This window comes from Pseudoalteromonas fuliginea (assembly GCF_000690055.1).
In the GTDB taxonomy this organism is placed as follows: domain Bacteria; phylum Pseudomonadota; class Gammaproteobacteria; order Enterobacterales; family Alteromonadaceae; genus Pseudoalteromonas; species Pseudoalteromonas fuliginea.
In genome coordinates this window covers 41578-53395 of record NZ_JJNZ01000037.1, presented here as the reverse complement: position 1 = coordinate 53395, position 11818 = coordinate 41578, and the positions used below count along the sequence as shown (strand labels likewise).

9 protein-coding genes are annotated in these 11818 nt (G+C 37.7%); 7 read left to right on the top strand and 2 right to left on the bottom strand.

Features of this window, described 5'->3' with window-relative positions; all coding sequences use genetic code 11:
* Positions 1 to 3: 3 nt before the first annotated feature.
* Positions 4 to 306, bottom strand: a complete 303-nt coding sequence (locus DC53_RS08825; protein ID WP_007376355.1) for an isoamylase early set domain-containing protein — start codon at positions 304 to 306, stop codon at positions 4 to 6.
* Between the two features lie 391 nt (positions 307 to 697).
* Here DC53_RS08825 and DC53_RS08830 point away from each other — a divergent pair, with 391 nt between their 5' ends.
* Positions 698 to 1642: a hypothetical protein gene (locus tag DC53_RS08830; RefSeq protein WP_033030158.1), complete on the top strand. Its 945-nt coding sequence runs from the start codon at positions 698 to 700 to the stop codon at positions 1640 to 1642.
* A gap of 31 nt (positions 1643 to 1673) precedes the next feature.
* Here DC53_RS08830 and DC53_RS08835 read toward each other — a convergent pair whose 3' ends face one another.
* On the bottom strand, positions 1674 to 2102 hold the full coding sequence (locus tag DC53_RS08835; protein ID WP_007376357.1) for an Lrp/AsnC family transcriptional regulator: 429 nt from the start codon (positions 2100 to 2102) through the stop codon (positions 1674 to 1676).
* Between the two features lie 197 nt (positions 2103 to 2299).
* Between DC53_RS08835 and DC53_RS08840 the strand changes: the two genes are divergently transcribed.
* The 6 genes from DC53_RS08840 (at position 2300) to DC53_RS08865 (ending at position 11643) form a co-directional block, all read left to right on the top strand.
* Positions 2300 to 3505: an aspartate aminotransferase family protein gene (locus tag DC53_RS08840; protein ID WP_033030156.1), complete on the top strand. Its 1206-nt coding sequence runs from the start codon at positions 2300 to 2302 to the stop codon at positions 3503 to 3505.
* Between the two features lie 50 nt (positions 3506 to 3555).
* Positions 3556 to 4590: an arginine N-succinyltransferase gene (gene astA, locus DC53_RS08845; protein ID WP_007376359.1), complete on the top strand. Its 1035-nt coding sequence runs from the start codon at positions 3556 to 3558 to the stop codon at positions 4588 to 4590.
* A gap of 7 nt (positions 4591 to 4597) precedes the next feature.
* Positions 4598 to 6064 carry a succinylglutamate-semialdehyde dehydrogenase gene (astD, locus tag DC53_RS08850; RefSeq protein ID WP_033030154.1) on the top strand — a complete coding sequence of 489 codons (1467 nt, stop codon included), beginning with the start codon at positions 4598 to 4600 and terminating at the stop codon, positions 6062 to 6064.
* A 36-nt stretch (positions 6065 to 6100) separates the two neighbouring features.
* Entirely contained in the window at positions 6101 to 6904 is an 804-nt protein-coding gene (locus DC53_RS08855) for a DUF1338 domain-containing protein (protein WP_033030152.1), read from the top strand.
* Between the two features lie 93 nt (positions 6905 to 6997).
* The gene (locus tag DC53_RS08860) at positions 6998 to 7825 is read left to right on the top strand and encodes a transporter substrate-binding domain-containing protein (RefSeq protein WP_033030150.1); all 828 of its coding nucleotides are present in this window, start codon (positions 6998 to 7000) and stop codon (positions 7823 to 7825) included.
* 866 nt (positions 7826 to 8691) lie between these two features.
* Entirely contained in the window at positions 8692 to 11643 is a 2952-nt protein-coding gene (locus DC53_RS08865) for a TonB-dependent receptor (protein ID WP_008137163.1), read from the top strand.
* Positions 11644 to 11818: the final 175 nt, after the last annotated feature.

Genomic DNA, 11818 nt, shown 5'->3' with positions numbered 1-11818 from the left:
GCCTTAATTTATACGTTGCGTATTCACTATGCTATTTTCTGTGCCAAATGTATTACCAATGTAACCGTCGGCTTGGTGGTCGTTATCCCAGATATCTCCATTGATTAGATAACGAAAATGGAACTGCTGATCAATAGGAAGGCGTTGCTTACATTTAAAAACGCCCTGTTTTTTATTGAGCTTCATTGGCACTGGCTGCCAATCATTAAATTCACCTAGCAAACAGACTTGCTCTGCCTCAGGGTGAGTGAACTCAAAAGTAACTTCAGCTTCATCTTTTGTTTTAAAAAAACGTTTATTCAACATAGCAGGCTCCAACTAAACCATAAAGGGTAATTAATCTTTGCCACAGGCCATACAACTAAACAAAAAGGCGATGTGGATTCCATTCAAAATCATTAAACACGTTGTAAGTTAACCAAAACTTTATTTACGCATTATTACAGTGCAGCAATTCTTTTTTTTGCACCTAAAAAGTGCAGTTAGTATCTAAACATTCACTTTTGAAAAGCTCAATATTATAGAGCAATATTTAAACCAACTAGACGTGCCACACTTTATTTATTGTCTAAACTTTTATTAGTACCAAACATGAAATAATTCAAAAGTATTACTTAAACTTATAAAATTCTTTTGTTATGCGCTTTTATAAACGATAATAAACCGCATATTAATACTTTGAAATATCATAATTTTCATGTTGAAAAAAAGCATTCTAATAACTATAGCAATCACCTTTTTAATAATAGCCACACTTATTGGTTCTTCAATCTATACCCTTTATAGCAAAAAAGAAATCTCAGTTGATCCTAAATTAAAAGAAATATCAGGTATAGAATTTGATAAGCAAAAACGCCTATGGGCTATTAACGATGGAGGCAATGAACCCAAACTATATAGGCTCAATAAAGATGGCTCTATCGCCAAAGAAATCTTAGTTGAAAATGCCAAAAACATAGACTGGGAAGATATGACTCAAAACAAGTTTGGGCATTTTTTCCTAGGTGATTTTGGCAATAACAAAAACGACCGCAGATGGCTCACTATTTATAAAATAGAAAACCCAATAGATATAAAAACAGATATAACTCAAGCAGAAATTATAAAGTTTACCTACCCAGAAATGGATGGAAGTCCAATAAAACCCAATAATCGAAATTTTGATTTAGAAGCATTTGTCGCGCTTGGCCGTCATTTATATTTATTTACTAAAAACCGCACTGAACCGTTTGATGGTATTACTAAGGTATATAAAGTGGGCGATCACGCCGCTAACTTTAAAGCTGAGTTAATCGATTCTTTTAAAACATGTACTACATTAGAAAAACTATGTTGGATAACATCAGCAGCCTTAAGTCCTGATCGTAAAAAATTGGTATTACTTGATTCAACCAGTATTTGGTTATTTGAAAACTTTGAAGGTGATAAATTTTTCTCTGGTGATGTATCAAAAATAGACCTAGGGATTGTTACTCAAAAAGAGGCTGTTACGTTCTTTGACGACAACACCATTGTATTCACAGATGAAGAGTTTAAAGGTATTGGCGGTAATGCTTACTTTATTAAGCTTGATGAAGCAAATAAAACTGTGGTGAAAAGAGTAAAAGTGACGCCAAAAATAACCAATGCATCAACAAAGTAATCTGATGCATTGACATAATACATACTCTGGCTCATCGCTTGAATTTGGTTTCTAAAATAACAGACGATGTTGTACGCTCTACCCCATCAAGGTTGCCAATATCGTCTAGCAAATGACTAAGTTGCTCCAAATTTTGTGCTTGGACCACCGCAATTAAATCAAACTCGCCACTTATGGCATAAAGCTGTGAAATGGCATCAATTTGTTTTAGTTCTAAGTTGGTTTTAGTGGTGAGCTTTTGCTTTACTTTTATTGATACATGCGCCGATACCATTTTGTTTAAATAGTCATCTCCGTAGTCTACGCTATACCCTTTAATTACCCCGCTTTCTTCTAACTTTAACATTCTACTTTGCACTGTAGAGCGCGACAGGTTCAATAGTCTGGCAAGGTCAGAAATACTCGCGCGTGCATTTGTTTTTAGTATCGATAATAGCTTTTCGTCTTGTGGAGTTATCATAATGGTTATTTATTTCGTTATTTTGCCTTTTATTCTAACCATTTTTCACAAAATAGCACTGCAATTTTAACTGCGAACCTTCGATAATAGTGTCCTATAAAAAATAATAACGTGTTTGCTCAAGAATAACGGCTATATTCTTCTTTAATTTAGCAACTAATCTTTTATCTAAGCCCATTTAATTTAGGTGTACAAAAATGCAAGTAACTAGAGACTTATTTAACGACGTAATGGTACCAAACTATAACCCATCAGCAATTATCCCAGTTCGTGGTGAAGGTTCACGCGTTTGGGATCAAAATAACAATGAGTTCATTGATTTTGCCGGTGGTATTGCCGTTAACTGTTTGGGTCACTGTCATCCTGCATTAGTTAAAGCATTAAAAGAGCAAGGCGAAAAAATTTGGCATTTATCAAATGTTATGACCAATGAGCCAGCACTTCGTTTAGCTCAAAAAATGGTTGAAGCAACATTCGCTGATAAAGTTTACTTTGCAAACTCAGGCGCAGAAGCAAACGAAGCCGCGCTTAAGTTAGCTCGTCGTTATGCATTGGACGTATATGGCGCTGAAAAATCGCAAATTATTGCATTTAATAAAGGTTTCCATGGTCGTACATTCTTTACAGTAACTGTGGGCGGGCAAGCGGCTTATTCAGATGGCTTTGGTCCAAAACCAGCTGACATAGTACATTGTGATTTTAACGATATAGCGGCATTTGAAGCGCTGATCAGCGATAAAACATGTGCTGTTATGATGGAACCATTACAAGGTGAAGGCGGTATTATTTCACCAACAGATGAATTTGCTAAAAAAGTACGCGAACTTTGTACTAAACATAACGCGTTACTTATTTTTGATGAAGTACAAACGGGTGTTGGTCGCACAGGCGATTTATACGCTTATGAAGGTTTAGGGGTTGTTCCTGACATTTTAACAACGGCAAAAGCATTGGGTGGTGGTTTTCCAATTGGCGCTATGATCACACGTACACCGATTGCTGAGCATTTAAAAATTGGTACTCACGGTTCTACTTATGGCGGTAATCCGCTAGCTTGTGCTGTAGCTGAAGCAGCATTTGATACAGTAAATACACCAAACGTACTAAACGGAGTTAAAGAGCGCGAGCAATTGTTCCGTGACGGATTAAACGCAATTAACAAAAAATACAACGTATTTAGCGAAGTACGCGGTAAAGGCTTATTAATTGGCGCAGTACTAAATGACAAATTTGAAGGCCGTGCACGCGACTTTTTAGTAGCCAGTGCTAATAATGGTTTAATGAACCTTGTAGCTGGCATGAATGTAATTCGCTTTACACCGTCTTTAGTTATCCCGTTTGAGGATATTAAAGAAGGCTTAGCGCGCTTTGAAAAAGCAGTTAGCGATGTAGTAAACGGTTAATAGAGTTTAAATTAGCACGCCTACAAGCGTGCTATTGGAGCAAGCAATAAATGCAAGTATTACGTCCTATTACTGCCAATGATTTTGACGCGCTTAAACAAATAGCGATTGAATCCGGTCATGGGTTTACCTCTTTACCTGTGGACGATACACAGCTTAAAGAAAAGATTGAACGTGCTGAAAAAAGCTTTGCCAAAAACATTAACCAGCCACTTGATGAAAGCTATTTATTTGTTTTAGAAGACAGTGAAACAGGTGACGTTATTGGCACAACCGCTATAGAAGCTGCGGTAGGTTTATCGGTGCCTTTATATCATTATCATTTGGGTAAAACAGTACACCACTCGCCTACTTTAAATGTATATAACACCGTTGATATTTTAAGCATGTGTAACGACTACACTGGTTGCTCAGAAATATGTACATTATTTTTGCGCGAAAATAGCCGTAAAGGCCTAACGGGTCGATTTTTATCTCGTTCACGCTTTTTGTTTATGGCTCAGCACAGCGAGCGTTTTGCCGATACTGTTATCGCTGAAATGCGCGGTGTTAGCGACGAAGACGGTCATTCTCCTTTTTGGCAATGGCTACAAGAGCACTTTTTTAGTATCGAATTTCCACAAGCGGATCACTTAGTTGGCTTAGGCGATAAGGTGTTTATTAGCGAGTTAATGCCTAAATACCCTATTTATGTGAACTTGCTTAGTAAAAAAGCCCAAGCAGTGATTGGGCATGTGCATGAAAAAACAAAACCTGCGCTAAAACTATTAGAAAAGGAAGGTTTTGAGCACAGAGGCTACGTTGACTTATTTGATGCAGGCCCAACAGTTGAAGCAAAGCTTGGTAATATTCGCAGCATTCGCGACTCTCAAGTTTGCCCTGTTACGATTGGCGAGCTTGATCACATATCACAAAATAGCTCTGATACGCTGGCTGTATGTAATCAAGGCGTAAGTGGCTTTAGAGCAACATTTACCAAAGACGCACATTACAATCATGCAAAACATACCCTCGTCATTAGCCAAGATGTGGCTAATGCGCTTAATTTAAGCCAAGGAGATGCAGCGCGATTTTTCCGCTTGTAAATAATTTATGAATACACACCTAATTAATAATCAGTGGCATGTGGGACTTGGTCCAGCATTTGAGTCAATCAATCCAAGTAATGGCGATGTGGTATGGCAAGGTAATGGCGCAAACGCCCAGCAAGTAGATTCTGCTATAAAAGCAGCTAGAGCCGCGCAATTACAATGGGCAGACAAACCACTTGAAGAGCGTATCGCCATTTTAGAAAACTTCGCAGCACAATTAAAAGAACACAGCGAAGAATTTGCTACTATTATTGCACGCGAAACGGGTAAGCCATTATGGGAAACCCGTACCGAAGTGGGCGCAATGACAGGCAAAGTAGCTATATCTGTAAAAGCGTACCATGAGCGTACAGGTACAACCGAAAACCCAATGCCCGGTGCTAAAGCGTTTATTAGACACAAACCGCATGGCGTTGTGGCTATTTTTGGTCCGTATAACTTTCCGGGGCATTTACCAAACGGGCATATTGTTCCTGCAATTTTAGCCGGTAATACCGTGGTATTTAAGCCATCAGAACTAACGCCGCACGTTGCAGAATTTACCCTCTCACTTTGGTTAAAAGCGGGCTTACCAGCGGGTGTTATTAACCTTGTGCAAGGTGAAGTTGACACAGGTAAAGCACTTGCCTCTCATAAAGATATAGATGGCTTGTTTTTTACCGGTAGTTCAAACACAGGCCACTTATTACATAAGCAATTTGCAGGACATCCTGGCAAAATTTTAGCACTTGAAATGGGCGGTAATAATCCTCTTATTGTAAAAGATGTGAGCGATATAAGCGCCGCTGTGCACGATATTATTCAATCAGGCTTTATTACCTCTGGCCAACGTTGTACGTGTGCACGTCGCTTATTTATTGAAAAATCAGCCAGCGGCGATGCTATTTTAGAAAAGCTAATAAGCGCAACTAAAAACATAGTTGTAGACGACAGCTTTGCTACAGAGCAGCCTTTTATGGGTGCAATGATAAGCGAAAAAGCAGCACTGGGTATGGTTGCCGCGCAAAGTGAATTAGTCTCAAAAGGCGCGCAAATCCTTGTTGAACTTAAGCAATTAAAACCAGGCACAGGTTTTGTAAGCCCTGGTATTATTGATGTAACAAGTATTACCAACATGCCAGATGAAGAGCATTTTGGACCGCTAATTAAAGTGTATCGTTATACCGACTTTGACAGTGCAATTATTGAAGCTAACAACACAAGCTTTGGTTTATCTGCAGGTTTACTTAGCGACAGTGAAGATGACTACACTCACTTTTTAAAGCGCATTCGTGCCGGTATTGTTAACTGGAACCGCCCCATTACAGGAGCCTCTAGTGCAGCTCCATTTGGCGGTATTGGCGCCAGTGGAAATCACAGAGCAAGTGCATACTATGCCGCCGATTATTGCGCATACCCTGTAGCATCTGTGGAGTCAGACAAAGTGAGCTTACCGCAAACCCTAGCGCCGGGCTTGGTAATTGAATAAGCAATAAAACCAAAATTTTAGATTTAAGGACTTAACATGCATACTGATGTAAACACATTATTTGAGAACCTTTGGAAAAATTATTTAAACGTAACTCCATCGGCAGATAAAATTCATGACCTTTTAGGGTCAACGCAAAAAGATGACATCATTAACGATCATATTGCGCTGCGTACATTTAATATAGAAAAAGTGAGTCTTGAAAAGCTCGCCGCTCACTTTTTAGCAATTGGTTACAAAGAATGTGGTGAGTACCACTTTGAAGCTAAAAAACTTTACGCAAAACACTATGAGCATAGCGATCCGGCTCAGCCAAAAGTGTTTATCTCTGAGCTATTAGTAGAAAAATGCTCGCCAGAGTTACAAGCCATCGTGACAGATATGGTAAGTCAAATTGACGAAAGTGCAGTTACAGCAGACAACTTTTTATATTCAGGCACGCATTGGCAAGTAAGCACCGATACTTACAAACAACTGCTAGCTGAAAGCGAATATGCAGCGTGGATGTCGGCGTGGGGTTACCGTGCCAATCACTTTACCGTAAATATTAATACGCTTGCTAAGTTTGATAACATTCATGATGTTAACCAAGCTCTAAAAAATGCAGGTTTTTCGCTTAATACATCAGGCGGCGAAGTTAAAGGCTCACCAGAGGTGTTACTAGAGCAATCGTCAACACTTGCTGATGAATACTCAGTTACCTTTAGTGACGGTGATATGAGCATTCCTAGCTGCTTTTATGAGTTTGCTATTCGTTACCCTAAAGCAGACGGCGAGCTTTATACTGGTTTTGTTGCAGCCTCTGCTGACAAAATATTTGAAAGCACCAACGCTCGATAATAAAATTCAAATTTAGTACAAAAAAGCCCGAAAGGGCTTTTTATAAAGACAACACTGGAGATACTTGGTATTTTTAAAGAAAAAGGCATAAATATGAAGTTTTTTAAAATATGTATTCTTATCAGTTTATTAGTTACACCTTATTTAATTTATGCGACCCCCTCCCTCACTATTTTATCTTATTCGTATTTTTCAGATGAAGATGCCGATTCAAGAGCCGGCGAACAATACTATAATTTTTTTCAGCCAATTTTGAGCACGTATTTTGATACCGTTTTAACGAGAACAAATCATGCTCGATTAATTAAACGTTTATCGACTAACGAGGCAGTTTGTAGCTTTAATTTAATAAAAACAAAAGCTCGAAACAAACAGCTTGTCTTTTCTCAAATTCCAACTTATATGCATCAGCAACGCAAATTATTCGGTTTCAAAAACACTTTAAAAGATTTACCTGCAAAAGTTTCTATTTCAAAATTACTTAATAACAAATACACCTTTGCCATAGTTAGTTCAACAAGTTATCAACAATTAGATGCGATATTTTCGGATTATAGAACCCAAGTAGCAAAAATAACAGGCGCAAACAGCTTTGCTCAACTTAGCCAATTATTAATTCATAAACGTGTTGATATGATCATCGATTATGAAAACACTATGAAAATGAACTTAACAGATACGCAATTTTCTCAGCTAGAAAGTCGAGACATTAGTGAATACCCCGAGTTTATAAATGGGTACTTTGCTTGTAGTAAAACTTCAGAAGGAAAAAAAGCAATCGCCTTAATTGATAATTACATGAAAACACCTGCAGCCTATGATTTTTTAAAGCAGACTCACCATAATTCGACTTCGCCAGAGGTAGCAGAGCGGATGATGGCAATATATAAAACTACGTTTAATATAGCTCAACACAAATGAATATTAAGATTACCGATTAATTTTGTTAATCAGTAAGCTCAACTAAATAAGTTAATGCTATTAATGCGCTTAATTCAGGTGGTATTCTCCTGTACCATACAGTGTAAATGCACTTCCGCTTGACGTATTTTGTGCGCTAATAAACTCAACAACTACCTAAACATCTGAAACAGTGAAAATTACTGCAGAACCTTATCGTTTCATTGTTATAAGCTGTGTGACAAGTATTATCATTAATAATGGGGCAGTCTGTTTGTAAAGGCAAAACACGGTACTACTTATACGGTAGTATTTACGGTTCATTTTGCGGTTTAATGTTTGATGAAGCGAACTCCCCACCCGACAGTGCTAAACAATAAAACCAGTATTTTGATTCTATATTTCAAGCCCTACTTGCGACAATATAAATGAAATTATCAGCCTATTCAGTTACCTAAATTGAACAACAGTGGTTTAATTATCAGATGTACGATGGGCGCTTATAAAATTAGCTACGACAACCCACTACAACGTTTAAACGTGCAGAAATCATCGCTTCAAATGAGCAAGCAAAAAACAATGTTTGACGGCTTAACAAAATACTTGTGTAACTGCCCTATTTTATAGTTTCACCATTAAAACGAAGTTGCTCGTCCCAACTGCATTTTTTAGATAAATCACATATAATTTTCATTCTACTAAATAGACTATTTTTCTTATTTAGAGAGTTAGAATCCCGCCCCTTCCGTCATAAATCAGTACTTAACAACTAATTTAAAACAAATAAATGAAAGTTAAAGCTATTTACATTCTAAAAAATAGTGTTAATGTTTATGGTGATTTATTAATCAAAAGTAAGTCAAATAACAATGAATTAGGGAAAATTAATGAAAAAATTTAACAAGAAATTATTATCTATCGCTATTGCTGCCTCTATCAGTATTTCTAGCACTGCGTTTGCTGCTGATACTGGTGGACTGAAAATAAGAGTTACAGATAAACAAGGCAATCCAGTAGCTGGCGCAACCATTTCAGTGCAGTCACCAGAAAGTTTAGTTAGTAAAAAAGGAGTATCTGACTCTGCAGGTTATGTTTTACTTAGGGGCTTAGATCCATCAAGTAAATATGTGGTCGATATTACAGGAAATTCAATTCAACCATTCGAAGCAAAAAATGTTCGAGTAATTACAGACAAAAACTTAAATTTAAATTACTCAGTCGTTTCCAGTACTGATTCAATAGAGAAAATTGTTGTATCAGGCCGTTCTGTAACTGCAATTGATACTACATCATCGTCTACTGGTCTTGATGTTACTCTTGATATGACGGAATCGCTTCCTACTGGTCGAAGCTTTCAAAGCTATCTTCAACTAGTACCTGGTGTAAAACCTACTACCGATGGCAATCCATCGTCGAAGTCAGGTGTCAACTATTCTGATATTGGTGGTACTGTTGGTAGTTCAACAGACAACGTTTATTATATTGACGGTGTTAATGTAACAGATAATGTTGATGGTACAGCCGGTGGTAATATCAACTCAGAGATAATTCAAGAGCAGCAAGTCATTACTGGTGGTGTAGCAGCAAAGTATGCCGGTGGAGCTGGTCTTGTATCGCGTGTTGTTACAAAATCTGGTAGTAATGAGTTCCATGGCTCTATAAATTATTACTTTCAAAATGACAGCTTAGTCGCCGATTACGAAAATGAGTCAAAAGAAAATAATAATTTCTCAAATTATGACACTGCAATTACCCTAGGTGGGCCAATTATCAAAGATAAACTTTGGTTTTTCGCGTCTTATCAACTCAAAAATAGTGACAGCGACATCAGCGATCCTGACACTGGTGCATTCAGCCATTCAGTAACAGATGAGTCTGATCTTGGCTTTGGTAAGCTTACATGGCAAGCAACTGACAACGATCGACTCGTCTTTACTTACTTTAATGATCCGAGAGAAAAATCAGGTTCAACATCAACTACAACGGCATTTAATAGACAGTCAGGTACAAAACTTGGTGGCGACAACTATAAACTTGATTATTCACATTCGTGGGAAGATTTAATTATAAACGCCGGTTATATGAGTCATGAAGCTGAATATTCGTCTGTAGCATCAGATAAATCAACACGCAGTGATGTTGCCTTTTTAAGTGCATCGCCATCTAAAGCTCAAACCGATATCGGGGGTTTAGGTGCTGACACTCTGAGGGATCGAAATAAGAAAAGCGCATACATTAACTTTGAATATTATTTAGATACTGATTTTGGTGAACATACTATCGAAGCTGGTTACTCTGTTGAAACAAACGAAAATATTACAAACAGTGTTTACAATGGTAGTACTCAATATAATTCTATTGCGGCCGCTGATAGTGGCGTGTCATTTGAAACATACGCAATAGGCTCTTGGACTGGTGAGAAAGGTCTTGCAGCGGCTGATTACGTGCGTGTTGCAAAAGCTCTAAATGATAGTGGTAACTTACACGGTGCAGATACAAGTGGCGATGGTATAGTCGATGAAAATGAAGTTAAAGCTATCATATTTAGTAGCAGTGCAGGTAACCCTACCGGTGATATAAATGCTTATCAAATAGAACAAGTTCAGCAAGCAAAGTCTAAACTTGAAACTAAAGGTAAAATGATCTATCTACAAGACAGCGTAACATACGAAAACCTAACCGTTAACGCAGGTTTGCGTGCTGAAAAGTGGGATCATATAGCATCAACAGGCGAGACTATATTTACTTTTGATTGGGAAATAGCACCTCGCTTAAGCATTGTATACGATATTTTTGGTGATGGTGATTCTAAAGTTTGGGCGTTTGGTGGCAGATATTACGATCCACTTCGTACTGACATGACTTCTTTTGCGGGTAATTTAACCGGTTCTGTTTTAGAAGAACGCGTATATGTCAACGATGACTGGGTTACCTTTAGAACACGCGGTGGTGCAAAACAGCAAGATGCCTTTTTCTCACCGAGTACTAAAACACCTTATACGGATGAATACTTAATTGGTTATTCAACGAATCTGACCGAAAGTACTAATATATCCGTAACGTATACTAAGCGTACTACTAAAGATATTATGGAAGATTACGATTTAAGTATCTATTCCGAAGAAGGCTACTTAGCAGGAACGGACCTAGAACTTCCTCTTTCATATTTTGGTTATGATGAAAACCCAGGTTCTAACTATGTTATTGGTACTCTTGCTGGCGGTAAACGCGAGTATACAGGTATTGAAGTAACGTTTAAAAAACTTCGTACTGATAATTGGTTTATGCTTGCGTCATACACAAACAACGATGCAAAAGGTAATTCGAATTCAGATGGCAACGCTGATTTCCAAGGTGACTGGGAAATTTTAGATCCTCGTGCGCCAAATATGTATGGCAAACAGCCAGGTAATGTTGAGCATCAGTTTAAATTGTTAGGTACATATTATTTTGATAATAATATTGAGGTAGGTGGTGTATATAACTGGAATTCAGGTACTCGCTATAGTAAAACGCAATCAATTTCAGGACGGTACCTACCACTTCAAGTTGATACTGCCTATGACTTTGGCGGTTATACAACTAATTGGGTAGCTGATGGAAACGTAGGTAGCGAAGTAACACCATCTTATGGCACATTAGATATTCGTGTTAAATATACTCATGACTTTGATGGCTATAAAGCAGAGTTCTTTTTAGATGTATTTAATTTGCTTGATGATCAAGCAACAACGGTTGAACAGAGCTTAGAAAAAGGTGATGGTACATTTGCATTTGGTCAAGCAACCGACTGGGTTGAGCCTCGTCGTTTTTACTTAGGCGCTCGACTTTCATTCTAAGTTATTAATAACTGAATAATGAAATGAAAAAGCCCGGATATAAATATTTTATCCGGGCTTTTGTATTTATATAAAAATGACCTAGAGTAATAACTTAAAATAAACGACTAGGGCATGTTGCTCTTTGGTGGTTGGTATGAAAGTAAGAGAAATGTTCGAGTTAGCATAAAGCCAT

Bases quoted from the DNA above. Each gene is read 5' to 3' on its own strand.
- DC53_RS08825 (WP_007376355.1), bottom strand. From the start codon at position 306: ATGTTGAATAAACGTTTTTTTAAAACAAAAGATGAAGCTGAAGTTACT.
- astA (WP_007376359.1), top strand. From the start codon at position 3,556: ATGCAAGTATTACGTCCTATTACTGCCAATGATTTTGACGCGCTTAAA.
- DC53_RS08840 (WP_033030156.1), top strand. From the start codon at position 2,300: ATGCAAGTAACTAGAGACTTATTTAACGACGTAATGGTACCAAACTAT.
- DC53_RS08830 (WP_033030158.1), top strand. From the start codon at position 698: ATGTTGAAAAAAAGCATTCTAATAACTATAGCAATCACCTTTTTAATA.
- DC53_RS08865 (WP_008137163.1), top strand. From the start codon at position 8,692: ATGAAAAAATTTAACAAGAAATTATTATCTATCGCTATTGCTGCCTCT.
- DC53_RS08860 (WP_033030150.1), top strand. From the start codon at position 6,998: ATGAAGTTTTTTAAAATATGTATTCTTATCAGTTTATTAGTTACACCT.
- DC53_RS08855 (WP_033030152.1), top strand. From the start codon at position 6,101: ATGCATACTGATGTAAACACATTATTTGAGAACCTTTGGAAAAATTAT.
- astD (WP_033030154.1), top strand. From the start codon at position 4,598: ATGAATACACACCTAATTAATAATCAGTGGCATGTGGGACTTGGTCCA.
- DC53_RS08835 (WP_007376357.1), bottom strand. From the start codon at position 2,102: ATGATAACTCCACAAGACGAAAAGCTATTATCGATACTAAAAACAAAT.